Raw genomic sequence first — 23447 nt, 5'->3', positions numbered from 1 at the left:
TCCACCAGGTGCGGGCGCCGCAGATCCCCTCCGTTGGCGACCGCCGAGGCGACCATCGCCATCTGGAGCGGGGTCGCCGTCGTGTTGAACTGCCCGATCGAGGACAGGGCCAGCTGGTCCTCGCTCATGTCCGTGTCGAAGTTGCTCCTCGCCACCCCGGACGGAATGCGCAGCCCGGTGTCGTTGAAGCCGAACCTCTCCGCCGTCTCCACCATCCCGTCGAGGCCGACCTCCACCCCCAGATGGGCCATCACCGTGTTGCAGGAGACCCGGATCGCATCCGCCAGCGACGCGTTCTCGCACCCCCTCGCCTCGTTCGGCAGGGTCGTCCGTGTCCCCGGCAGGACGTACGGCGACGGGGTGTCCGTGGCCGCGTCGGCATCCGTCACCACCCGGTCGTCCAGGGCCGCCGCCGCCGTCACGATCTTGAACGTGGAGCCCGGCGGATAGGTCTGCCGGATGGCCCGGTTGAGCATCGGCATGCTCGTGGAGCCATTCAGCCGGGACCACGCGTCGGTCACCGCCGCACCGGTCCCGGACAGCCGCTCGGGGTCGTACGACGGGGTCGACACCAGGGCGAGGATCGCGCCCGTCGACGGGTCCAGAGCCGCCACCGCGCCCCGCCGCCCGCGCAGCCCCTCGTACGCGGCCTGCTGCATCGACGCCTTGATGGTCGTGACGACATCGCCGCCCGGCTGCCGGCCCCGCGTGAACTCGTTCCAGAAGGGCAGCGGCGCCAGCAGCGAGTCCGTACCGGACAGCACGGCGTCCTCGGCGTTCTCGATCAGCGTGGTGCCGTACGTCTGCGAGGCGTAACCGGTCACCGGGGCGTACAGCGGGCCGTGCAGATACGTGCGCTCGAAGCTGAGCTGCTCGCCGGTCTCCTTGTTGCCGGTCACGGGCCGGTCGCCGACCAGGATGTTCCCGCGCGGCTGGTCGTAACGGACGATGGCGGCACGGCGGTTGGCCGGGTTGTCGTCCAGCTCGTCGGCCTCGAAGAGCTGGACGCGGGCCGCGTTGACGAGCAGTGCCACGAGCAGCAGAAGGCAGAAGGCGGCGGCCCGCCGGATGTAGCGGATCACCGGTTCTCCTCNCGCCCGCGATCACGAACACCTGGAGCGCCAGGATGGAGGCGAGACCGATGGCGAGCAGCCGCCCGAACGGGTCGCGCAGGGCGAGCCCGGCCCGGTAGCCGCGCGCCACGAGCAGCGCGTAGAGCAGGAAGATCGCGGTCAGCCCGCACAGGCCCAGCTCCTCGCCCGCGGTCGCGAGGATGAAGTCGGACTTGGCGGCGAAGCCGATCAGGACGGAGTTCCCGGCGCCGAGCCCCGTCCCGAGCATCCCGCCCGCCGCGAACGCGAACAGCGACTGGGCGAGCTGGCCCGGCCCCCGCCCCGCGTCGATCGAGGCGAACGGGTCCAGCCAGTCCTGCACCCGGCTGTGGACGTGCGGTTCGAAGGAGCCGACGACGAACGCCCCCACGGCCGCCAGGAGCAGCCCGACCGCGATCCAGCCGGTCCGGCCCGTCGCCACGTACAGCATGATGACGAACAGCCCGAAGAACAGCAGCGAGGTGCCGAGGTCGCGTTCCAGCACCAGCACGCCGACGCTGAGCAGCCAGATCGCCACGATCGGCCCGAGCACCCGGCCCGCGGGCAGTTGCAGCCTCCACACCCGGCGGCCGGTGTACGCGAGCGCGTTGCGGTTGGCGGCCAGATAGGCGGCGAAGAACACCGCCAGCAGGATCTTGGCGAACTCCCCGGGCTGGAAGGAGAGTCCGCCGATCCGGATCCAGATCTTCGCCCCGTTCACCGCCGGGAAGAAGATCGGCACGGTCATGAGCACCAGCGCCGCGGCGACCGAGAGGTACGCGTACCGCTGGAGCACCCGGTGGTCGCGCAGCAGCACCACCACGGCGGTGAACAGCGCGACGCCGAGCGTGGACCAGACGAGCTGGGTGGGCGCGGCCTGATCCCTCGGCGTCTCCAGGTCGATCCCTCGGCGGCACGGCGACAGGGGCCGGGCTCCACGGGCGGGCGCAGGTGCGGATGTGCGGGTGACGCGAGGTCAGCACCACTTCGGCGCGGCGCCGATGTTCTCGATGTAGCGGGCCGAACCCCAGGCCCAGGTGCCGTCGGTCAGCAGGTACCAGCGGTTGTTGCCGTCGACGTTGTCGCCCTGCGTCTTGCAGAAGATGTTGACGTACGAGCCGTACTTCACCGAGCCGACGATACGGCTGCTGCGGGTCGGCTTGTCACGGAGCAGCAGGTACGGCTTGGCGATGACCCGTCCCTTGTAGGTCCGCTTGGGTGCCTGGGGCCGCGCCTGGCCCTGCTGCTGCGCCTCCTGGCGGGACTCCTTCTGCTGCGCCTCGTGCTCGCGCTGCAGCGCCGAGGCGGAGAGCTCGTCGGACGTCGGGTCCGGAGCGCCGGCCTCCGCACGCTGGCCGACGGGCTGGGGGTCGGCCGCCATGGCGGCGGGAGCGGCGGCCGTGAGCGCCGCGAGCGTGCCGGTGGCCACGCAGAGACCGAGCCGGCGGAGCCGCGAGGGGCGGGACAGGGGGGACATGCTGCCTCCATGCGATGAGGAAAGCGGAACGTGGGGGACACGAGCTGGGCTCGTGATCGCCACGCTAAAATCGCCACTCACGGTCTGCAACGCGTCACGATGTGTGAGGGCCGTTCCTCGTTGAGCCGTCCGGGTCGTCCGGGCCCCGCCGACCCCTGTCCCCACCGGGATTCGCGTCGGAATCACCGTCGTCGAGCCTCACGTACTCCGGCAGGGTCAACCGGGCGAGCGCCCCGCCGTCCGGCGCACTGCCGAAGTCCAGCCGGGCGCCGATGACCTGGGCCTGACCGAGCGCGATGGTCAGCCCGAGACCGTGCCCCTTGCCCGCGCCGTCCGTACGGAACCGCTGCGGTCCGCCGTCCAGCAGATACGCCGGGAACCCAGGCCCGTGGTCCGTCACGGTGACCACCGCGCCGTCCACGCTCAGCACCACCGGACGGGCCCCGTGCCGGTGGGCGTTGGCCACCAGATTGCCGATCACCCGCTCCAGCCGCCGCCGGTCGGTCTCCACCCGCGCCGCGCCGCTCACCCGTACCTCGGTGTCGGTGCCCGACGCCCGGACGACCCGCTCCGCGATCGGCGCGAGATCGTGCACGGCGAGGTCGACCTGCTCGGTACGGGCGTCGAGGCGGGAGATCTCCAGCAGGTCCTCCGTCAGCGCCCGCATGGCCTTCACCCGGTCGCGCACCAGCTCCGCCGGGCGGCCCGGCGGCAGCAGTTCGGCGGCGGCCGACAGACCGGTCAGCGGGGTGCGCAGCTCGTGCGCCACGTCGGCGGTGAACCGCTGCTCGGTCTGGAGCTTGCGCTGGAGGGTCGAGGCCATCGTGTCGAGAGCGCCCGCCACGATCGCCACCTCGTCCTGGGCGCGGACCGGCCTCGCCGTGCGCGGGTCGTTCACCCGGGCGTCGAGGTCGCCCGCGCTGATCCGGCGGGCCACCCGGGCGCTCTGGTGGAGCCGGCGGGTCACCCGGCCGACGGCGAACAGCCCGAAGAGCAGCGTGGCGGCGATGGCCAGCAGGGAGGAGCCGATGATCGCCCGGTCGAGGCCGCCGATGGTCCGCGCGCTGTGGCTGTAGTCCGTCCAGGTGGCAAGGGCTCGCCCGTCCGCCGGGCCCGCCGCCCACATCGCGGGGCCGCCCTGGCCGTCCGGGTCGCCCGGCCGGTGCGGCCCGTCCGCGACGACCGTGCCCCGCTCGCCGCCGGCCGCGAGGGCGCGCAGCGAGCCGGGCAGTCCGGGCGGGTCGATGCCGGACCCCCGGGGCAGCGGCTCCCCGGCCTCGTACGCGTCGGTGACCACCTCCAGCCGGGCCAGCGCCTTCTCGCGGGCGTGCTCGACGGTCTGCCGGGTGACCGCGGTGTGCACCAGGACGCCGAGGAGGGCGGCCAGGGTGCAGCACATGACGGTGAGGAAGACCGCGGACTTCCAGGTGAGGCTCGCGGTCCAGGAGGGCGAGCGGAACCGGCGCCGCCGCCTCATCGCGACCCCGTGGCGGAGCCGGAGGGCGTCGGCGTGTCCGGGTCCGAGGGGGCGTCGGTGGACGGGGTCGGCGTGCGCTTCGGCCTCGGGCCCTTCCGGTGCTCGGGCGTCCGCAGGATCTCGTCCCGGGTCGGCAGCATCGCGCGCTGCCGGTCGTCCCAGGACCACGCGGTGCGGTACTCGTACCCCGGGATCACCGAGGGAGCCCGCATGATCAGGTCCCGGCCCGCCAGCTCCACGCTGATCACGGCGTCGTACGTCGACATGATCCGGGTCAGCCCGCCCCCGTCCGGCATGTAGACGCGCACGGCGAGCTGCTGGTCGGGCATGCGGATGCCGAGCACCAGTTCGTCCCTGCCGTCACCGGTCAGATCGCGGTAGTACGGCGGGAGGACCGGGCAGTCCTCCGGGGCGGTCCGGCACGCCTTGATCTGCCGCACCGTGCCGTCCGGCAGCTCGTCCAGGCCGCTGTCCCGGTCCGTCTTCGCCTTCAGGCCGGCCTGCGCCACGGTCACCGGATCCAGCCGCCGCACATCACCGCCGGTGACCCGGATCCCCGGGATCTTCGCGGTCTCGCCCTCCCCGTAGTCGTACGGGGCGGAGGAGGCGGGCGGCAGTTCCGGCCACAGGGCCTTGGGCTCGACGGCCGACGGCGCGTCCCCCGCGCTCTCCAGCCCGCCCGCCGCTCCGCAGCCGGACAGCAGGGCGAGCGCGGCGACGGCGCACACGGCGGTGCGGGTCGCCGCCGGGGCGCGGTGCGGGCGCACGGCTCGCCTCCTCCTCGACGACAGGGGTTTCACACCCTAATCGGACGGCCGCGTGCAATGCCCGGTTCGCACCACTGCGTGATGGTGCGTGGCCCTGCGGTCGCCGCAGGGTCAGTGCCAGGGGCGGGGCTGAGTCAGGGCCGGGTCCGCGCTGGTACGGGTCAGCGCTGGTACGGGTTCTGCCCGGGCGGCGTGAAGCCGGGCTGCTGCGGGGCCTGGCCGTAGGCGTTGCCGTCCTGCCCGGCCGCGGCCTGGGCGAGCAGCTGGTCCGCCTCCTCCTTGGGTATCTGCCGCTCCCCGCCGCAGAACGTGCACTGCGTGGCGTACTTGGTCGAGAACGGGAACAGCGGCACGAAGAACAGCGTGAACTTCGTGACCCGCTTGCGCAGGGTGTGCGCCGCCGGATTGCCGCACCAGCCGCACACCATCGTCAGGACGGCCAGCTGGTAGAGATAGCCCTTGGTGCCGAAAATGATCATGAGGTGCTTCCTTTCCCCGTCCCCCGCAGTGCCTGCCGGCACAGCGCCAGGAGCTTTTCGTCCTCGTGGATGTCATGACTGCCGTACCCGCCGTCCATCGCGTTGTGACGGCGTACGGAGACGAGTTCGCTCCGCAGGACGTGTGCTGCGGCCGACCCCTCCGGGACCGGCCCCATCCGTGTCAGGCATTCTGCCACCCGGACCCGGACATGGCGGTTCTGCTCCCAGGCGCTGAGCAGCGCCGCGACGGTCTCCCGCGTCCGGCCGGACACCTCCCACAGCGCGATCGCCGCGTCCACCCGCAGCCACGGCTCCTCGTGCGCCAGCAGCCCGCGCAGCCGGGGCGCGACCACCGCGGCGCGCGGCCCGAGGGTCCCCAGCGCCACCGCGGCCGCCCGCCGGTCGTGCACCTGGTCCGACTGCAGGCCCTCGATCAGCACCGGCAGCACCGCGTCGGCGTCCCCGGAGACCGCCCACAGGGCCTCGGCCGCCTCCGTCGCGGACGCCGTCCCCGGGTGGCGGACCAGCGCCCGCAACTCCGGGACGGCCTCCCGCGCTGCGGGCCCGAACGCACCGAGCGCCCGCAGCGCTGCCGTACGCAGCCACTCGCCCCGGTACTCCGGCGCCCCGCGCAGCACCCGCAGCACCTCGGGGGCCGCCTCGCCCGCCCGCAGCGCGGTCAGCCCGGCCAGCAGCGGGCTCGCGCGGTCGTAGGCGCCCTCGTCCAGCTCGACCTCCGCGAGCCTGCGCCGCAGCGCCCCGGCGAGCGGCCGGGCCGCCGCCCCCAGGTGGCCCACCGCGAACCCCACGTCGTGCGCCACCTGCGGCAGCTCCAGGGCCGCCGCGAGCGCGGGCACCGCACGGGCGTCGCCGAGCCGGGCCAGGGCCTTCACGGTGGAGCAGAGCCCGGGCGGACCGCTGGCCCACGTCTTCACCCAGCTCCCGGGATCGGCGGCCAGCCGGGCGGCCAGGGCGTCCGCGGCGGGCGCGGCGAGCCCGAACAACTCCTCCAGCACATGGGACGCGGCCTCGCCGAGCCGGGGCTCGGGGTCGGACAACTGCTCGCCGACGAGCGCCACCAACTCCTCGTAGGGGCCGCGCCAGGCCCGTATGAGCCCGCCGCTCATCCGTACGGCGTCGATGCGCTGGCGGCGGTCGGGGCTGCGCAACTGGTCGGCGAGCAGCGCCGTGCGGTCGCCCACCCGGTCGTCGAGGCCGACGTGCAGGGTGCGCAGCAGATCGGCGGCCCAGGGGGCGCCGCGCCCGGTGCTCTCCTGGGCGGACAGCGAGCGCAACTGCCCCACGAGCGTCGGCGTCACGACCTGCTCGCCCCGCCCGGTCTCCGCCGAGGGCACGGGCTCGGGGTCCATGGGCTCCGCGTCCGGTGCCGGGTCCGGGCCGGGCTCCGGCTCGTCGCCCTCCTGCGCGGCGATCCCTCCGGGAGGGGCGTGCTCGGCCCCGTCGCCCCGGTCGCCGGACTCCTCCGGCATCGAACGCATCTCTCGCAGCAGCCCCGAGACCACCGGCACCACATCGCCGGGCAGCCCGTCGGGCCAACAGCGCGCCAGCTGGGCCAGGGCCGCGAGCCGCAGCCCGGGGGAGTCGGCCCGCTCCGCCAGCAGGCCCAGCCACTTCCCGACCCGCTCCGCCAGCGGCCGGTGCCGCAGGGCGACCCGCCCGGCCGCCTCCACGAGGGCGAGCCGCACCTCCTCGTCGGGCTCCACCGGCAACCGTTCCCGCAGCAGCGCGAGCACCCGCACCGGGTGCCGGTGGAGCGTGGCGAGCGCCAGCGGGGCCGCGAGCCGCACCCCGGGGTCCTCGTCGGCGATCAGCTCGAAGAACACCCCGGCGCCCGCGGTGACCGCGGCCGCCGCCATCGCGTAGTTCGCGGCGCCCTCGATCTCGTCCTCGTCGATCTCCGCCTCGTCGTCCTCGTCGAGGTCGAAGCCGCCGATGCTGGTGAGCAGTTCGACGACGCCGCCCCGGTCCTGCACCCCGGGGTCCACGACCAGCTCGAACAGGAACGGGATGCACGCGAGCGTGCACGCGTACACATCGCCCTGGTGGTGCACCGCCCCGTACATTCCGTCGAGCGCGGCCTCCCGCTCCGCCGGATCGGCGGAGGCGAGCCCCCGCAGCAGCTCCGGTACGTCGTCGGCCGGCCCGTAGGCATGCTCCATCGAAGCCCAGTCGACCTCGTCGATCCCCGAGAACACGCCATCCCCTCCCCACGATCACGACAGCGCCCGGACCGGCGCACCGCATGGCGCACCCGGCCCGTCACACCCCACCCGGCGCGCCCCGTAGAAAGCGCCTGCGCAGAGTGTGCACCACGGCTCCGACAATCCACCCGCCACTTGTGGCCTTTCCTCGCGCCCGTAACCAGGTCATGACCGGGTCAAGACGATCCGGCTGTGACATCGCTGTGAGCTGTTGGCTTCGGCCCGGGCATCCGGGGTGTCACGCGGGCAGCGGACGCCCCTGTTCCGGGTCGTTCAGCGGGGCGAGCAGATCGCCGTGCAGATCCAGCCGGGCGGCCATGTCCCCGGCGCGGAACACCAGCTCCCGGGCCTTCCGGCACCCCGTGATCTCGTCCCAGGTGACGGGGGCCGAGACGGTGGGCTCGGGCCGGGCGCGCAGGGTGTAGGGCGTGGCGGTCGTCTTCGACGCGGAGTTCTGGCTGAAGTCGACGAACACCTTGCCGGGCCGCAGGGCGCGCTTCATCCGGTGCAGGGCCAGCGCCGGAAGGGCCTCCTCCGCCTCCATGGCGAGCCGCTTCGCGTACGCGGACACCTCGCCGGACGGCGTGGGCTCCAGCGGAACCAGCAGATGCAGCCCCTTGGACCCGGACGTCTTCCCGTACGCCGCCAGCCCGTCGTCCGCGAGCCGCTCCCGCAGCCAGAGCGCCACCGCGCAGCACTCCACGACGGTCGCGGGGGAGCCGGGGTCCAGGTCGAAGACCATGCGGTCGGCGACCCCCGGCGCGCCCGTGCGCCACTGCGGGGTGTGGAACTCCACCACCAGGTTCGCCGCCCACATCAACGAGGCCAGATCGCGCACGACGACCTGCCGGGCGCCCTGGTCCTCGCTCCGGGGGACCGGGGTGGTCTCCACCCAGGCGGGTGTACCGGGTGGCGGATTCTTGGTGAAGAAGAGCTGGCCGCCCGGCCCGTCCGGATATCGCAGGAAGGAGACGGGGCGGTCGACCAGATGGGGCAGGATCACGCTGCCCACGGTGGCCGCGTAGTAGTGCAGCACCTCGCCCTTGGTCGTTCCCGTGGCCGGATACAGGACCTTGTCGAGATTGCTGAGCGAGACCCGTCGCCCCTCCACCTCGGTGATCGGCGTCATACGATAAGAATCACACGAAAGCAGGCCAAAGCGTCTTTTACCCGCGATGGAGTCCTTCACGGCCGACAAGGGGTGAACGGTGAGGTCCATATGGAACGGCGCGATCTCCTTCGGGCTGGTCAGCATCCCGATCAAGCTGGTCAACGCCACCGAGAACCACTCGATCCACTTCCGGCAGATCCACCTCGCCGACGGTGGCCGGATCCGGTACCGCAAGGTCTGTGAACTGGACGAGGAAGAGGTCTCGGGCGGCGAGATCGGCAAGGCGTACGAGGACGCCGACGGCACGATGATCCCGATCACCGACGAGGATCTCGCCCAGCTCCCGCTGCCCACCGCGAAGACCATCGAGATCGTCGCCTTCGTGTCCGCGGACCGGATCGACCCGCTCCAGATGGACGCGGCGTACTACCTCTCCGCCAACGGCGTACCCGCCGCCAAGCCGTACACCCTACTCCGCGAGGCCCTCAAGCGCAGCAACAAGGTCGCCGTCGCCAAGTACGCCCTGCGCGGTCGTGAACGGCTCGGCATGCTCCGCGTGGTGGACGACGTGATCGCCATGCACGGACTGCTCTGGCCCGACGAGATCCGCGCCCCCGAGGGGGTCGCGCCGGACGGCGACGTCACGGTCCGCGACGCCGAACTCGACCTGGCGGACGCACTGATGGACACCCTCGGCGAGGTCGACATGGACAGCCTCCACGACGACTACCGGGAGGCGGTGGAGGAACTCATCGCCGCGAAGGCCTCCGGCGAGACCGTGCGCCCGGCCGAGTCCGGGGACGCCGGCGGCGGCAGGGTCATCGACCTGATCGCGGCCCTGGAGAACAGTGTGCAGGCGGCGAAGAAGTCCCGGGGCGAGGCGGGGGACGAGGGCGACGGCGAGATGGCCGACGTGCACCCCATCAAGAAGACGTCCGGAAAGTCGTCGGCGTCGGGGAAGTCTTCCGCGCGGACCACGAAGAAGAGCTCCGCGGCGGCGAAGAAGTCCACTTCTTCCAAGTCCACCCCCAAGTCCACCGGCGCGAAGAAGTCCACGTCGACGACGAAGAAGGCCACCGCGAAGAAGACGGCGACGAAAAAGCAGACGTCGTCGAGCGGCGGCAGCGGGACGAAGAAGACGGCATCGTCCCGCAAGCGCACCTCGGCCTGACGGGGCCCCGCCCCCGCTCCTCGATGTCCGACGCCCCCCGTACGCTACGGCCCATGAGCGAAGAGGCCCCCTCGGGACGGGTGATCGACGGCCGTTTCACGCTGGTCGAGCGGCTCGGCAGCGGTGGCATGGGCATGGTCTGGCGGGCCCGCGACGAGGCGCTCCACCGCGACGTCGCGCTCAAGGAGGTGCGGCCCCCGGACCCGGCGCTCGCGGAGTACGACCCCGAGGGCGCCCGCACCCTGCGCGCCCGGGTGCTCCGTGAGGCCCGCGCCCTGGCCCGGGTCGACCACCCCAACGTGGTCACCGTCCACCACATCGTCGACCCCGGCGAGGACGGCTATCCGTGGATCGTGATGGAGCTGGTGGCCGGCTCCTCCCTGCACGACCGGCTCGCCACCGGCCCCATGGAGCCCGCCGACGCCGCCGAGCTGGGGCGCGGCATCCTCTCCGCCCTCCGCGCCGCCCACGCGGCCGGAATCCAGCACCGGGACGTCAAGCCCGCCAACGTCCTGCTGCGCCCCGACGGCCGCCCCGTCCTCACGGACTTCGGCATCGCCGCCATCCGCGAGTCGACCAGCCTCACCATGACGGGCGCCCTCATCGGTTCGCCCGACTACATAGCCCCCGAGCGCATCCGGGGCACGGAGGGCGACCCGTCCTCCGACCTCTGGTCGCTCGGCATGATGCTGTACGTCGCCGTCGAGGGCCACCACCCGCTGCGCCGGGCCACCACCCTGGCCACGCTGGCCGCCGTCCTCGACGAGGAGATCCCGCCGCCGGTACGGGCCGGGGCCCTCGCCCCGGTACTGAGCGCGCTCCTCACCCGGGACATCCCGTCCCGCCCGGACGCGGAGACCCTCGACCGACTGCTGGCCGAGGCCGCACGGGGTGTTGGGAGCACGCACCCGACCCCCACGGAGCCGGCAGGAGGACGACCCGCCTCCGCAGGCCGGGAAACCGCAGACCCCGCCTCCGCACACTCCGGGCCCGTTCACGCCGGGTTCTCGGACCCCGGGCCCGCACACCCCGCCTCCGTACACGCCGCGCCCACGCAGTCGGCCGCCACACCGCCGCCAAGACCGGGGCCCGAGTCCACCCCCTCAGCGCCCTTCGGGTCCCCGGTCGACCGAAGGCCTCCGCCACCCGCCCGGTCCGACGCCCCGAAGGACCGCGTCCCGACCGGCTACGGCACCCCGCCCCCCGCTTCCGCAACCGCCCCGGACGAGCGCCGTCGCCGCATCGAGCGCCGGGTCTGGCGGACCAGCGCCGCGTCGTCCGTCGTCTCGGCCGTGGTGATCGCGGGCGCCATCCTCTGGACGAACGGTGTCTTCTCCTCCAAGGGCTCCGAGAGCGACGACCGCCCGCGCGACCGGGCGAGCGCACCGCAGGTTTCCGCCCCGACGCCGGACCCGATCGCCGACGGACCCGACGAGCAGGACGCACTGGAGGCGGCGAACCTCCTGACCCCGGACGGGGCGCGGACCGCGATCGAGGCGCTGAAGCCGCTCATGGGCGGAACGAAGGTCACCGACTTCACGCTCTACGGCGAACACGCCTCCGCCGAGGCGCCGCTGAAGTCCAACGCCGCGCTGTACGACCGCTTCAGCTACCGCGACGGCCGGGCGAAGAACGACGACATGGGCGGCACCCTGATGTCCGGGTCCACGACGGTCGACCTGGACTCCGTCGACTGGGACGCGCTGCCCGCCCTGCTGAAGACGGCGGAGAAGACGCTCAACGTCGATAAGCCGGAGAGCAGTTACGTCATCGTGGACCCTTCGTCGCCCTTCCACGACGACCGCCCGGTGCTCCGCGTGTATGTCTCCGACGCGCACGGCGGCGCCTTCCTCACCGCCGAACTGGACGGCCGGGTCATCGAGAAGAACCCGCGCCCCAAGGGCTGACCACCGGCTGGACCGGGTCGGGGAGCAGCGGCAGGTCCAGGTCGAAGGGGCTCCGCTCGATGACGTACGTACAACTGGTGTAGGTGTAGCCCGGCTGGACCCTGGTCCCGGAGGAGTAGCTGTCCACCCGGGCGGTCGCGCCCGTGCCGTGCTTGTAGAGGAAGTGGTACTCCCCGGCGGGCAGTTGGAGCCGGGCCTTCGGGTAGTTCCTGCCGCTCGCTCTGCAAGCCCGCCGCGGCCCCTCCGAGGCGCTGTACCGCTCGCAGCCGGCGCACGCCTTCAGCGTGACGGTGCCGGTGACCGGGCCGGTGTAGAGGACCTCGACCGTGTTCGGCGCGTCATTGCTGATGACCAGCTCCATCCGGGCCCCGCCGGGCCGCTTCGACGGCGGCAGCCGCTTGCCCGCGGCCGGCCGGTCGTCGGCTATCTCCGCGGCTATCGCGATGTTGCGGGCCTGCCGCGCCCGCCCGTCGCTCTTGTACGTCCGCGCGAAGTCGGTCAGCGTCGTGCGCGCGGCGCCGAACTTCTCGTCCTTGAACTGGTCTGTCCCGCAGGCGTACACCCCGTCCACGACCCCCTCGTCGGCGTCGGCGTGCAGCTTCTTCACGCTGTCGTCGGGAAGCCGGGACGCGGTGGCGCCGAGACCGCGCAGCACCTGGGTGGCCGTACACGGATCGGCGCCCTTCAACGCCGCGACCTGGTCCTTGATCCGCTCGTCGATCGCGGGCGCGACCTGCTGCGCGGAGGCCGATTCGGGAAACGTACGCAACAACTCACCCAGTTCATCTCCGCCGCCACCACTACTGCCCCCCGCCCCGCCGAGACGCGAGACGCCGCACGCGTAGAGCGACTCGGCGAGCGGTGTGTCGGGCCAGGCGGCCAGCTCACCGAGCAGCTTCCTGTCCACCGAGCCCGGCAGCGTCCGCAGATACGTCAACGGCGCGACGGCCTCGCAGTGCTGTTTCTTCGCGTACGGGGCGGAGACGGCGTCGTAGTACGCCTTCAGCCGGTCGGGGACGAGCTTCGCGGCCCGGGACCCGGGATGGTCCTCGCCGAGCGCGCGATAGACGTCGAGGGCCTTCCCGTACTCGCCCTTCGCCGTCCCGAACGGCTGCCGCGAGGCGGTGGCGACCCGCTGGTCCCCGGCCTCCAGCCGCTCCAGCAGCATCTGCTCCCGCGCCTCGTCCCGCGCGGAGCCGTACACCACGGCCCCGCCGGCCGGCACGGCCAGCAGCACCACGCCGAGCCCGACCGCCATCCCGGGCCGCCACGCCCCACCCGCCGCCGAACGCCGGGCGATCCGCCCCCCGTCGACGGCGGCGGCCACGAGAACGAACAGATACCCGACGAGCACCCCCGCGGGCACCCCGTCCGGATCGGCGGGCAATGCCACCCACAGCAGCACCGCCGTGGCCGCCCAGCACACCGCGGCCCGCCCCCAGCGCCCGAGGAGGGCGTAACCGAGACCGAGCCCGGTCAGGTTGAGCAACGCGGCGGCGGCCGCCCGTAACGACGCACCGGGCGGCGGCGGCCCGACGGACGGCGCATGAGAAGGCGGAGGCGGCACGGCCCCGTCGCCCCCGTACCCGTCGGTCCCGTGCCCCGCAACGCCGTAACGATCACCGGACTCCATAACGGTCCCCCACCGCCGAGCCGAAAAGGTCACCGGGAATCTGCCCCGTTCTGTCACCGGTCACGCACGGTCGCGGCAGCCTCTTCGTGCGCCGGACCCCCGCCGCCCCGGCCCACCCTCTAAACTGCCCAACGCCGCGACTGGCGCGCGCCCCGGCAGGGGCGCTCCGTGGAACCGACCACGAGGAAGCGGCACACCCCGGGCGTGCCCGGGGCGTCATCTCCGGAGAGCCGTCCGCCTGGGCATCCGGGTCCACGCCGCGCACAGCGGCCGACCCGGAAGGCCTCTTCCATGACCACCCGGCCCACCAACGCGACCACCACCGCGCCCCGCCACCCGGCCCTCATGGCATCCGACCCTGAACTGGCCGCCCTGATCGGCGCGGAGGAGCAGCTCCAGGCCGACACCCTGCGCCTGATCCCCAGCGAGAACTACGTCTCCGCCGCCGTGCTCGAAGCCTCGGGCACGGTGCTCCAGAACAAGTACTCCGAGGGCTACCCCGGCAAGCGGTACTACGAGGGCCAGCAGGTCATCGACCAGGTCGAGACGCTGGCGATCCGCCGTGCCCGGGCCCTCTTCGGGATGGACCACGCCAACGTCCAGCCGTACTCCGGCTCCCCGGCCAACCTCGCCGCCTACCTGGCCTTCCTCCAGCCCGGTGACACCGTCCTCGGCATGTCCCTCCCGATGGGCGGTCACCTGACGCACGGCTGGGACGTCTCGGCCACCGGCCGCTGGTTCCGCGGCGTCCGGTACGGGGTCCGCCGGGACACCGGCCGGATCGACCTGGACGAGGTCCGCGACCTGGCCCTCGCCGAACGGCCGGGGCTCATCTTCTGCGGCGGTACGGCCGTCCCCCGCACGATCGACTTCGCGGGCTTCGCGGAGATCGCCCGCGAGACGGGCGCCGTCCTGGTCGCGGACATCGCGCACATCGCCGGCCTGATCGCGGGCGGCGCGCACCCTTCGCCCGCCGGTCACGCGGACGTCGTCTCCACCACCACGCACAAGACCCTGCGCGGCCCCCGCGGCGCGATGCTGCTCTCCACCGCCGAACACGCCCGCGCCATCGACCGCGCGGTCTTCCCCGGCCTCCAGGGCGGCCCGCACAACCAGACCACGGCCGCCATCGCGGTCGCCCTCGGCGAAGCCGCCACCGCCGGCTTCTGCTCCTACGCCCACCAGGTCGTGGCCAACGCCCGTGCCCTGGGGGAGGAGTTGGCCGCCCGAGGCTTCGACCTGGTCTCCGGCGGCACCGACAACCACCTGTTGCTGATCGACCTCACCGACAAGGACGTCCCCGGCAAGACGGCGGCCAAAGCCCTCGACCGCGCGGGCATCGTCGTCAACTACAACACCGTCCCCTACGACCCCCGTAAGCCCTTCGACCCCTCCGGCATCCGGATCGGCACCCCGGCGCTCACCTCCCGGGGCGTCCCCGCCTCGGCGATGGGCACGGTCGCCACCTGGATCACCACGGCGGTCGACGCGGCCCGCACGGGCGACGAGAGCACGATCAGGAAGGTACGCGAAGAGGTGAAGGAGCTCATGGACGCCTATCCGGCACCGGGGCTGCCGGTCGGCTGACGAGGCACTCTGCGCGCCTTCTTCACCTGTTCTCCGCCCTCCCAACCCCCCTCTGTGGCACCGTGGATCGACTGATGACCCGGGTGTCCGGGCATCTGCGTAGGGGGGATTTCCATGCGACTTCGTACCGCCGCGGCCTCGGCCGCCCTCGTCCTGTGCGCCACGGCCGGCCTGGCGGCCTGTTCGTCGTCGCCGGACGTCGTGGACGCCGAGCGGCCCGCCGCCCCCACCGCGCCGGCCTCCGTGGAGGGGCTGGCGGAGAACATGGAGACGGGCAAGCGTCAGGCGGGCTCGCCCGAGTTGAACGAGCAGAGCGTCGCGGGGCCCGAGAAGTGCGCCCGCTCCGCCGCCGACATCCCGGCGGAGTGTGCCGTCGACCCCTCGTTCGCCGAAGTCACCGAGGGGGAGCGGGCCGCCGAGCCGCCCACCCTGCCGTGAGCGCATCCCCGGTGAGCGGGTGAGGGAACCGGAGCGGGAGGGCGGGCACACCACGGTGTGCCCGCCCTCCCGTTCTGCGTACCGGCACCGCCATCGGAGCCCGTGTGACGGTCAGGATCATGGGCACCGGCAGCCACTTGCGTCACAGAGACCCCTTCCTTCCGTCACAGCGATCTCTTAGTCTCACACCCTGTTCACATTTGATAATTGATGATCTCGCCACAGAGGTCAGGCGCGGGGGTAGTGAAGCATGCGTGAAAACTGGCGCTCGAAGTTGAGCGCTCTCGCCGGGGCGTCGGCACTCGCCCTCTCGGCCGTCACCGCGACGCCGGCGCTCGCCGACGACGCCCCGGAGACCCCCGTGGAAGTCCAGCTGCCCATGGACGTGAGGATCGTCGAAGGCCTCGCCACGGAACCCGGCACGGAGATCCCCTTCCCGTCGGACGAGGACGAGAAGACGGGACCGGCGGGCGCGATGGCCGCCAAGGCCGCCCCGCCGTCCAACACGTGCCTGGGCGCGACGGCCGCCTACGGCACCAGCGGGTGCTTCCAGCACAACGGCGACATCGTCTGGGCGGGCGACACCAAGAAGGACGGCATGTCCGCCGCCGTCGGGGTCTACACCGACTACGGGCGCGCCGAGGAGGTCTGCGTCAACAAGCTCGGCGTGAACACCTGGGCGACCTGCAACAAGGACTACCGCGAGACCGGCAACGTACGCCTGCGCGTCCTGCGCTACGACGGCGACACCGGCAAGTTCTACCAGCCCGAGGCCTGGTCCGGCTGGATCCCGGTCGACGGGAAGTTCTGACCACCCCCTGGTGAGGGCGAGCCGGGCCGCACCCCGCTCGCCCTCACGAGGCTGCGGTATGCGCGGCGCACACGAAAAAACCGGACCAGCCGCTGCTGGTCCGGTTCTTCAATCCGGAAGTGCCCCCGGCAGGATTCGAACCTGCGCACCCGGCTCCGGAGGCCGATGCTCTATCCCCTGAGCTACGGGGGCGAATCGCGGTGTTGCTCTGCGACGGGTGAAACACTACCAGCTCCCACGGGGTGTCCGTGAACAGGTATTCCGCCGTGCCTCCGCGCCTCTTCCTCCCGGTCGGGCGGGGCGGGGAAGCGGCGCGGTGAGGCGGTGGCCACCCGTCCGGGGCGGAAGTGGACAAAACCCGGACGCCGCCCCTCCGGCCGACCTACTCTCGAAGGGTGTCAGGGGCGTACGGCCGCGTGCTTGTTGTCGACGACAACAAGGTCATCCGGCAGCTGATCAGGGTCAATCTCGAGCTGGAGGGCTTCGAGGTCGTGACCGCGGCCGATGGTGTCGAGGCCCTGGACCTGGTCGCGAGAGTCCGCCCCGACGCCATCACCCTCGACGTCGTGATGCCCAGGCTGGACGGTCTGGAGACCGCCACCCGGCTGCGCTCCGACCCCCGCACCCGCCGGCTCCCCATCGCCGTCATCAGCGCCTGTACGCCTTACGAGGTCGACGCGGGCGTGGCGGCCGGAGTCGACGCGTTCCTGGCGAAGCCGTTCGAGCCCAGGGAACTGGTGCGGATCATGCGCCGGCTGGTGACCGGGGAGGAAGAGCCCTCGGCGGACGGGCGGCGCGGTGCCGGGCGGGCGGGGAGCACCGCCGGCTGACCGGATGGCGAAACCGGGTCGCAAAGTGCCCCCCTCTCTCACCTACGCTTGACCCGTGACCCCCGCCGAGCTCTCCCGGACCGTGCTGCACGCCGTGCGCCGCGCGGTCGACGAGGACGCGTTGCGCGCGCCCGTGCCCGCGCGCGTGCGGGTGGAGCGGACCCGGCCCGGCGGCAGCGGCGACTACGCCTGCGCCGTCGCCCTCCAGCTCGCCGGGCCCGCCGCGCTGCCCGCCCTGGAGGTCGCCCGCATCCTGCGCGAACGCGTCGCCGCCGAGCCCGGCGTCGGGCGGGTCGAGATCACCGGTCCCGGGTTCCTGAGCTTCACCCTCGACGCACCGGCCGAGAGCGACCGGGCCGTGCTCGCCGCCGTAAGGGAACAGGGCCTCGCGTACGGGCACGGGGACGCGCTCCGGGACGAGATCCACCAGTTCCACCACGCGCGGGAGGTCCGCGCCGCCGTCACCGCCCAGGCCGTGTTCCGGCTCCTCGTCGCCCAGGGCGCCCGGGGCCGGACCACCTGCGAACAGGCGCCCGACCCGGACTGGGTCCGCCTCGGCGTCACCGTCGACACGTGCGGGACACTCCCCGTACCGCTCACCGAGATCCGCCCCGTTCCCGCCGGGGCCACCGCGGGGGAGCTGCTGGAGCGGCTCGGGCCCGACGCGGCCCGCTGGGGGCTTCTGCGGGCCGCCGGACACGACCGCGCCGCCCTCGGCCCCGAACTGCTTGTCCAGGGCGAGGCCAACCCGCTCTTCCGGGTCCGCTACGCCCACGCCAGGGCCCGCGCCCTCACCCGCGGGGCCGCCCTCCTCGGCTTCACCGCCGAGGCAGCCCCGTACGGCGAAAGCCCCACACCGTACGACGCGGCCGCCCGCCCCCTCCTCGACCTCATGGCCGACCACCCCGGCGTCCTCCTCGCCGGGGCCCGTCACCGCGCGCCCGATCGGGTCGCCCGGCAGCTGGAAGCCGTCGCCCACGCGTTCTTCGACTTCCACGACTCCTGCCCGCCCCTGCCCGCCGGTGACGAGAAACCCTCGGCCGCCCACCGCACCCGGCTGGCCATCGCCGAAGCCGCCGGGACGGTGCTGGCAGGCGGCCTGTCCCTGCTCGGCATCCGCGCGCCCGAACATCTCTGACGAGATCAGAAGAGACCCGAGAGAGCATCACGATGAGCCGCTCCGCACACCCCGCAGGCCCCCGTCACGCCGACGTCCTCCCCGAGGGCCACTACTCCGCCCCCGCCGCCGACCTCAACGTCCTCGACGAGAAGGTCTGGTCGCGCACCGTCACCCGTGACGCGGACGGCGCCCTCACCGTCGGCGGGATCGCCGTCGCCCGGCTCGCCGAGGAGTTCGGCACCCCCGCCTACTTCCTCGACGAGAGCGACTTCCGGGCCCGCTGCCGCGCCTGGGCCGACGCCTTCGGGCCTGACGCCGACGTCTTCTACGCCGGCAAGGCCTTCCTCTCCCGCGCCGTCGTGCGCTGGCTCGAGGAGGAGGGGCTCAACCTCGACGTGTGCTCCGGCGGAGAGCTGACCACCGCTCTCGACGCGGGTATGCCCGCCGAGCGCATCGCCTTCCACGGCAACAACAAGACCGTCGCCGAGATCGAGCGCGCCGTCGAGGCCGGCGTCGGGCGGATCGTGCTCGACTCCTTCCAGGAGATCGTCCGCGTCGCCCACATCGCCCAGCGCCACGGGGTGCGGCAGCGCGTGCAGATCCGCGTCACCGTCGGCGTCGAGGCCCACACCCACGAGTTCATCGCCACCGCGCACGAGGACCAGAAGTTCGGCATCGCGCTCGCCGACGGGCAGGCCGCCGAGGCCGTGCGCCGCGCGCTCGCGCTCGACGGGCTCGAACTCATCGGCGTCCACTCCCACATCGGCTCGCAGATCTTCGACATGGCCGGCTTCGAGGTCTCCGCCCGGCGCGTGGTGCAGCTGCTCGCCGAGATCCGTGACGAGCACGGCGTCGAACTGCCCGAGATCGACCTCGGCGGCGGCCTCGGCATCGCGTACACCTCCGATGACGACCCCCGCGAGCCGCACGAGATCGCCAAGGCGCTCAGCGACATCGTCACCCGCGAGTGCGAGGCCGCGAAGCTGCGTACGCCCCGGATCTCCGTCGAGCCGGGCCGCGCCATCGTCGGACCCACCGCGTTCACGCTGTACGAGGTCGGCACGATCAAGCCCCTGGAGGGGCTGCGGACGTACGTCAGCGTCGACGGCGGCATGTCCGACAACATCCGCACGGCGCTGTACGACGCCGAGTACAGCGTCGCACTCGTCTCGCGCACCTCGGACGCCGAACCGATGCTCGTCCGGGTCGTCGGCAAGCACTGCGAGAGCGGCGACATCGTGGTCAAGGACGCGTTCCTCCCCGCCGACCTGGCCCCCGGCGACCTGATCGCCGTCCCCGCCACCGGTGCGTACTGCCGTTCCATGGCGAGCAACTACAACCACGCGCTGCGCCCGCCGGTCGTCGCGGTGCGCGACGGCGAGGCCCGTGTGATCGTCCGGCGCGAGACGGAGGAAGATCTCCTGCGCCTCGATGTCGGCTGATGAAATAGTCATCTCAGGATCCGGACGGGGGTCAGAAACTCCCGTCCGGTGAGTGAGACTGGTCCCCAATGAGCATGTATGAGAAACGAGGTCGGATGATGCGTACGCGTCCGCTGAAGGTGGCGCTGCTGGGCTGTGGTGTGGTCGGCTCAGAGGTGGCGCGCATCATGACGACGCACGCCGACGACCTCGCGGCGCGCATCGGCGCGCCCGTCGAGCTCGCCGGTGTCGCCGTCCGCCGGCCCTCGAAGGTGCGTGAGGGCATCGACCCCGCACTGATCACCACCGACGCGACCGCGCTCGTCCAGCGCGGCGACATCGACGTCGTCGTCGAGGTCATCGGGGGCATCGAGCCCGCCCGTACACTCATCACCACCGCGTTCGAGAACGGCGCGAGCGTCGTCTCCGCGAACAAGGCGCTGCTCGCCGAGGACGGCGCGGCCCTGCACGCCGCCGCCGAGAAGTACGGCCGCGACCTCTACTACGAGGCCGCCGTCGCCGGGGCCATCCCGCTGGTGCGGCCGCTGCGCGAGTCGCTCGCGGGCGACAAGGTCAACCGGGTGCTCGGCATCGTCAACGGCACGACCAACTTCATCCTCGACAAGATGGACACCAGCGGCGCCGGTTACTCCGAGGCGCTCGACGAGGCCACCGCCCTCGGGTACGCCGAGGCCGACCCGACCGCCGACGTCGAGGGCTTCGACGCCGCCGCGAAGGCCGCGATCCTCGCCGGGATCGCCTTCCACACCCGCGTGAAGATCGGCGACGTGCACCGCGAGGGCATCACCGAGGTCACCGCCGCCGACATCGCCTCCGCCCGCCGCATGGGCTGCACGGTCAAGCTGCTGGCCATCTGCGAGCGCGCCGCCGACGGGGCCTCCGTCACCGCCCGCGTCCACCCCGCGATGATCCCGCTCAGCCACCCGCTGGCCTCCGTCCGCGAGGCGTACAACGCGGTGTTCGTCGAGGCCGAGGCCGCCGGACAGCTCATGTTCTACGGGCCCGGCGCCGGCGGCTCCCCGACCGCCTCCGCGGTCCTCGGCGACCTCGTCGCGGTCTGCCGCAACAAACTGGGCGAGGCCACCGGACCCGGTGAGTCCGCCTACACGCGCCTGCCGGTCAGCCCCATGGGCGAGGTCGTCACGCGCTACCACATCAGCCTCGACGTGGCCGACAAGCCGGGCGTGCTCGCCCAGGTCGCGACGGTCTTCGCCGAGCAGGGCGTATCGATCGATACGGTCCGCCAGCAGGGAAAGGACGGCGAGGCATCGCTCGTCGTCGTCACCCACCGCGCGCCCGACGCCGCCCTCTCCGGGACCGTCGAAGCGCTGCGCAAGCTCGACACCGTGCGCGGTGTCGCCAGCATCATGCGTGTTGAAGGGGAGTAAAGGACCCATGACCAGCAAGGGCACCCACCAGTGGCGCGGCATCATCGAGGAGTACCGGGACCGGCTTCCGGTCACGGCGACGACGCCGGTCGTCACGCTTCGTGAGGGCGGCACGCCGCTCGTACCGGCGCAGGTCCTCTCCGAGCGCACGGGCTGCGAGGTGCACCTCAAGGTCGAGGGCGCCAACCCCACCGGTTCCTTCAAGGACCGCGGCATGACCATGGCCATCACCCGGGCCAAGGAGGAGGGGGCGAAGGCCGTCATCTGCGCCTCCACCGGCAACACCTCCGCCTCCGCCGCGGCGTACGCGGTGCGCGCGGGGATGGTCTGCGCCGTCCTCGTGCCGCAGGGCAAGATCGCGCTCGGCAAGATGGGCCAGGCCCTCGTGCACGGCGCCAAGATCCTCCAGGTCGACGGCAACTTCGACGACTGCCTGACCCTGGCCCGCGCGCTCTCGGACAACTACCCGGTGGCGCTGGTCAATTCGGTCAACCCGGTCCGTATCGAGGGCCAGAAGACCGCCGCGTTCGAGATCGTCGACGCGCTCGGCGACGCCCCCGACATCCACGTCCTGCCGGTCGGCAACGCGGGCAACATCACCGCGTACTGGAAGGGGTACACCGAGTACGCCGGTGACGGCGTCTCCTCCCGCTCCCCGCGCATGTGGGGCTTCCAGGCCTCCGGTTCGGCGCCCATCGTGCGCGGCGAGGTCGTCAAGGACCCGTCCACCATCGCCACCGCGATCCGCATCGGGAACCCGGCCTCCTGGAACTACGCGCTCGCCGCGCGGGACGAGTCGGGCGGCTTCATCGACGAGGTGACGGACCGGCAGATCCTGTCCGCGTACCGGCTGTTGGCCTCGCAGGAGGGCGTCTTCGTGGAGCCCGCGTCGGCCGCGTCCGTCGCGGGTCTGCTCAAGGCCGCCGAGGAGGGCAAGGTCGACCCCGGCCAGAAGATCGTCTGCACGGTCACCGGCAACGGCCTCAAGGACCCCGACTGGGCCGTCGCGGGCGCCCCGCAGCCGGTCACGGTCCCGGTCGACGCGGCCACCGCCGCCGAGAAGCTCGGGCTCGCCTGAGCCGGTGCCGGACCGGGCCGCGGCAGCCGCCGCGGCCCAGGGTCCGGCGGCCACGGCACGGCCACCCCGTCGACCGTGGCGACGCCGCCCGGTCAACCGTGACAACCCAGCTCAACCGCCCTCTTTCCGGGGCGGAGAGCGCATAGGAGGCGGGCGACACGCATCGTGCGCCTCCTGTGCGCCCTATGTCGCGACAGAACCTTCCTTCGATAAGCTGTACCCCATCCGCCCGACACCCGCCCGACGGTCCGCTGCGGTACGGCAGCCGTCGTGGGCGAACGTGGGACGGGCCACCGGATCCCCTGTACACCCCGGTGCGCACTGTGTCCCGACCCGTCCCCGCAGACCCCCGCCGCAGATCCACCGCACTGCATCCCCGCCGCCTTACAAGGAGTGGTCCGACCGATGGCCGGTCCCGCGTTCCGAGCCGCCGCCGTCCGGGTGCGCGTCCCCGCCACCAGCGCCAACCTGGGGCCGGGTTTCGACGCCCTCGGCCTCTCGCTGGGGCTGTACGACGACGTCGTCGTCCGGGTCGCCGACTCCGGGTTGCACATCGACATCGCAGGTGAGGGCAGTGAGAGCCTGCCCCGCGACGAGAGCCACCTGCTCGTGCGCTCCCTGCGCACCGCGTTCGACCTGCTCGGCGGCCAGCCCCGCGGGCTGGAGATCGTCTGCGCCAACCGCATCCCGCACGGCCGCGGCCTCGGCTCCTCCTCCGCCGCCATCTGCGCCGGAATCGTCGCCGCCCGCGCCGTGACGACCGGCGGCGACGCCCGCCTCGACGACGCGGCCCTGCTGGAGCTGGCGACCGAGATCGAGGGACACCCCGACAACGTAGCGGCCTGTCTGCTCGGCGGATTCACCCTCGCCTGGATGGACGGCGGCTCGGCTCGGGCGATCCGGATGGACCCCGCCGACTCCGTCGTGCCCGTCGTCTTCGTGCCCGGCCGCCCCGTGCTCACCGAGACGGCGCGCGGCCTGCTCCCGCGCACCGTCCCGCACGTCGACGCGGCCCTCAACGCCGGCCGGGCGGCCCTGCTCGTCGAGGCCCTGACCCGCCGCCCCGAGCTGCTGCTCGCCGCCACCGAGGACCGGATCCACCAGGAATACCGGGGCCCGGCCATGCCGGAGAGCATGGAGCTGGTGCACCGCCTGCGCGCCGACGGCGTGCCCGCGGTCATCTCCGGCGCCGGACCCACGGTCCTGGCGCTGACGGAGGAGGGTTCGGCCGACAAGGTCGCCCGACTGGCGGGGGAGGGCTGGGCGGCGAATCGGCTGGCCCTCGACGCGACGGGCGCCAGTGTGCTGCCGCTGGCCGCGTAACCGCATGTGATTACCGGTGAGCGAGAGGGGGAATGTTTGTTGGAGCCGGTAGTGTTAACCTCAAGTCTGCAACCGACGTCTTTGAGGCGCGTTGC

Annotated in this window: 19 protein-coding genes, 1 tRNA gene and 1 pseudogene; 11 read left to right on the top strand and 10 right to left on the bottom strand. The window is 72.7% G+C overall.

Translation table 11 applies throughout. The annotated features are described in order from the left end of the window. From D3105_RS03090 to ligD, 8 genes and pseudogenes are all read right to left on the bottom strand, one after another. Positions 1–1082, bottom strand: a 1082-nt coding sequence (locus tag D3105_RS03090; RefSeq protein WP_118899751.1) for a penicillin-binding transpeptidase domain-containing protein, incomplete at its 3' end; no start/stop codon positions are given. 13 nt (positions 1083–1095) lie between these two features. Further along, positions 1096–1995, bottom strand: a pseudogene (locus D3105_RS03085) (FtsW/RodA/SpoVE family cell cycle protein); the annotation flags it as partial. A 72-nt stretch (positions 1996–2067) separates the two neighbouring features. Further along, positions 2068–2568, bottom strand: coding sequence for an SH3 domain-containing protein (locus D3105_RS03080; RefSeq protein WP_118899749.1), 501 nt, complete (start codon positions 2566–2568; stop codon positions 2068–2070). A 94-nt stretch (positions 2569–2662) separates the two neighbouring features. Further along, positions 2663–4045, bottom strand: a complete 1383-nt coding sequence (locus D3105_RS03075; RefSeq protein ID WP_118899747.1) for a sensor histidine kinase — start codon at positions 4043–4045, stop codon at positions 2663–2665. Continuing rightward, complete coding sequence (locus D3105_RS03070; protein ID WP_118899745.1) at positions 4042–4812, bottom strand: hypothetical protein; 771 nt, start codon at positions 4810–4812, stop codon at positions 4042–4044. The genes D3105_RS03075 and D3105_RS03070 overlap by 4 nt, the downstream gene beginning before the upstream one ends. A gap of 161 nt (positions 4813–4973) precedes the next feature. Further along, positions 4974–5291: a zinc-ribbon domain-containing protein gene (locus tag D3105_RS03065; RefSeq protein ID WP_118899743.1), complete on the bottom strand. Its 318-nt coding sequence runs from the start codon at positions 5289–5291 to the stop codon at positions 4974–4976. Continuing rightward, positions 5288–7507 carry a HEAT repeat domain-containing protein gene (locus tag D3105_RS03060; RefSeq protein WP_118899741.1) on the bottom strand — a complete coding sequence of 740 codons (2220 nt, stop codon included), beginning with the start codon at positions 7505–7507 and terminating at the stop codon, positions 5288–5290. Before D3105_RS03060 ends, D3105_RS03065 begins: the two co-directional genes overlap by 4 nt. A 244-nt stretch (positions 7508–7751) precedes the next feature. Continuing rightward, positions 7752–8642: a non-homologous end-joining DNA ligase gene (gene ligD, locus D3105_RS03055; RefSeq protein WP_118899739.1), complete on the bottom strand. Its 891-nt coding sequence runs from the start codon at positions 8640–8642 to the stop codon at positions 7752–7754. Positions 8643–8721: 79 nt separating this feature from the next. On the opposite strand from ligD, the gene D3105_RS03050 reads away from it, so the two are divergent. Continuing rightward, entirely contained in the window at positions 8722–9795 is a 1074-nt protein-coding gene (locus D3105_RS03050; RefSeq protein ID WP_118899737.1) for a Ku protein, read from the top strand. A gap of 53 nt (positions 9796–9848) precedes the next feature. Then, positions 9849–11702 carry a serine/threonine-protein kinase gene (locus tag D3105_RS03045; protein WP_240646780.1) on the top strand — a complete coding sequence of 618 codons (1854 nt, stop codon included), beginning with the start codon at positions 9849–9851 and terminating at the stop codon, positions 11700–11702. Here D3105_RS03045 and D3105_RS03040 read toward each other — a convergent pair. Then, a complete protein-coding gene (locus D3105_RS03040; protein ID WP_240646779.1) occupies positions 11671–13335 on the bottom strand; it encodes a hypothetical protein in 1665 nt (554 codons plus the stop codon). The two genes, D3105_RS03045 and D3105_RS03040, sit on opposite strands and share 32 nt — an antisense overlap. 291 nt (positions 13336–13626) lie before the next feature. Between D3105_RS03040 and glyA the strand changes: the two genes are divergently transcribed. The 3 genes from glyA (at position 13627) to D3105_RS03025 (ending at position 16171) form a co-directional block, all read left to right on the top strand. Next, positions 13627–14922 carry a serine hydroxymethyltransferase gene (gene glyA, locus D3105_RS03035; RefSeq protein WP_118899731.1) on the top strand — a complete coding sequence of 432 codons (1296 nt, stop codon included), beginning with the start codon at positions 13627–13629 and terminating at the stop codon, positions 14920–14922. 114 nt (positions 14923–15036) lie between these two features. Continuing rightward, positions 15037–15360 carry a hypothetical protein gene (locus tag D3105_RS03030; RefSeq protein WP_118899728.1) on the top strand — a complete coding sequence of 108 codons (324 nt, stop codon included), beginning with the start codon at positions 15037–15039 and terminating at the stop codon, positions 15358–15360. Between the two features lie 250 nt (positions 15361–15610). Continuing rightward, positions 15611–16171, top strand: a complete 561-nt coding sequence (locus tag D3105_RS03025) for a hypothetical protein (RefSeq protein WP_118899726.1) — start codon at positions 15611–15613, stop codon at positions 16169–16171. A gap of 120 nt (positions 16172–16291) precedes the next feature. Here D3105_RS03025 and D3105_RS03020 read toward each other — a convergent pair. Continuing rightward, positions 16292–16363: transfer RNA gene (locus tag D3105_RS03020), tRNA-Arg, on the bottom strand. Between the two features lie 203 nt (positions 16364–16566). Between D3105_RS03020 and D3105_RS03015 the strand changes: the two genes are divergently transcribed. The 6 genes from D3105_RS03015 to thrB all read left to right on the top strand — a co-directional run bounded on the left by D3105_RS03015 (position 16567) and on the right by thrB (position 23352). Next, on the top strand, positions 16567–17001 hold the full coding sequence (locus D3105_RS03015; RefSeq protein WP_206272634.1) for a response regulator: 435 nt from the start codon (positions 16567–16569) through the stop codon (positions 16999–17001). Positions 17002–17056: 55 nt separating this feature from the next. Continuing rightward, positions 17057–18139 carry an ArgS-related anticodon-binding protein NrtL gene (nrtL, locus tag D3105_RS03010; protein ID WP_118899722.1) on the top strand — a complete coding sequence of 361 codons (1083 nt, stop codon included), beginning with the start codon at positions 17057–17059 and terminating at the stop codon, positions 18137–18139. A gap of 32 nt (positions 18140–18171) precedes the next feature. Next, positions 18172–19563: a diaminopimelate decarboxylase gene (lysA, locus tag D3105_RS03005; RefSeq protein ID WP_118899720.1), complete on the top strand. Its 1392-nt coding sequence runs from the start codon at positions 18172–18174 to the stop codon at positions 19561–19563. 98 nt (positions 19564–19661) lie between these two features. Continuing rightward, entirely contained in the window at positions 19662–20951 is a 1290-nt protein-coding gene (locus D3105_RS03000) for a homoserine dehydrogenase (RefSeq protein ID WP_069738946.1), read from the top strand. Positions 20952–20958: 7 nt separating this feature from the next. After that, the gene (thrC, locus tag D3105_RS02995) at positions 20959–22029 is read left to right on the top strand and encodes a threonine synthase (RefSeq protein WP_118899717.1); all 1071 of its coding nucleotides are present in this window, start codon (positions 20959–20961) and stop codon (positions 22027–22029) included. Between the two features lie 405 nt (positions 22030–22434). Continuing rightward, a complete protein-coding gene (thrB, locus tag D3105_RS02990) occupies positions 22435–23352 on the top strand; it encodes a homoserine kinase (RefSeq protein WP_118899715.1) in 918 nt (305 codons plus the stop codon). Positions 23353–23447 lie beyond the last annotated feature (95 nt).

Source organism: Streptomyces globisporus (assembly GCF_003501885.1).
Lineage (GTDB): Bacteria > Actinomycetota > Actinomycetes > Streptomycetales > Streptomycetaceae > Streptomyces > Streptomyces globisporus_D.
Note: the sequence above shows the minus strand (reverse complement) of the source record. Positions and strands in the feature narration are given on the sequence as shown.

Excerpts from the sequence above, each read along its gene's own strand:
- ligD (WP_118899739.1), bottom strand. The coding sequence starts at position 8,642 with ATGACGCCGATCACCGAGGTGGAGGGGCGACGGGTCTCGCTCAGCAAT.
- thrB (WP_118899715.1), top strand. The coding sequence starts at position 22,435 with ATGGCCGGTCCCGCGTTCCGAGCCGCCGCCGTCCGGGTGCGCGTCCCC.
- lysA (WP_118899720.1), top strand. The coding sequence starts at position 18,172 with ATGAGCCGCTCCGCACACCCCGCAGGCCCCCGTCACGCCGACGTCCTC.
- glyA (WP_118899731.1), top strand. The coding sequence starts at position 13,627 with ATGACCACCCGGCCCACCAACGCGACCACCACCGCGCCCCGCCACCCG.
- D3105_RS03075 (WP_118899747.1), bottom strand. The coding sequence starts at position 4,045 with ATGAGGCGGCGGCGCCGGTTCCGCTCGCCCTCCTGGACCGCGAGCCTC.
- D3105_RS03040 (WP_240646779.1), bottom strand. The coding sequence starts at position 13,335 with ATGGAGTCCGGTGATCGTTACGGCGTTGCGGGGCACGGGACCGACGGG.
- thrC (WP_118899717.1), top strand. The coding sequence starts at position 20,959 with ATGACCAGCAAGGGCACCCACCAGTGGCGCGGCATCATCGAGGAGTAC.
- D3105_RS03045 (WP_240646780.1), top strand. The coding sequence starts at position 9,849 with ATGAGCGAAGAGGCCCCCTCGGGACGGGTGATCGACGGCCGTTTCACG.
- D3105_RS03000 (WP_069738946.1), top strand. The coding sequence starts at position 19,662 with ATGCGTACGCGTCCGCTGAAGGTGGCGCTGCTGGGCTGTGGTGTGGTC.
- D3105_RS03080 (WP_118899749.1), bottom strand. The coding sequence starts at position 2,568 with ATGTCCCCCCTGTCCCGCCCCTCGCGGCTCCGCCGGCTCGGTCTCTGC.
- D3105_RS03065 (WP_118899743.1), bottom strand. The coding sequence starts at position 5,291 with ATGATCATTTTCGGCACCAAGGGCTATCTCTACCAGCTGGCCGTCCTG.
- D3105_RS03030 (WP_118899728.1), top strand. The coding sequence starts at position 15,037 with ATGCGACTTCGTACCGCCGCGGCCTCGGCCGCCCTCGTCCTGTGCGCC.
- D3105_RS03025 (WP_118899726.1), top strand. The coding sequence starts at position 15,611 with ATGCGTGAAAACTGGCGCTCGAAGTTGAGCGCTCTCGCCGGGGCGTCG.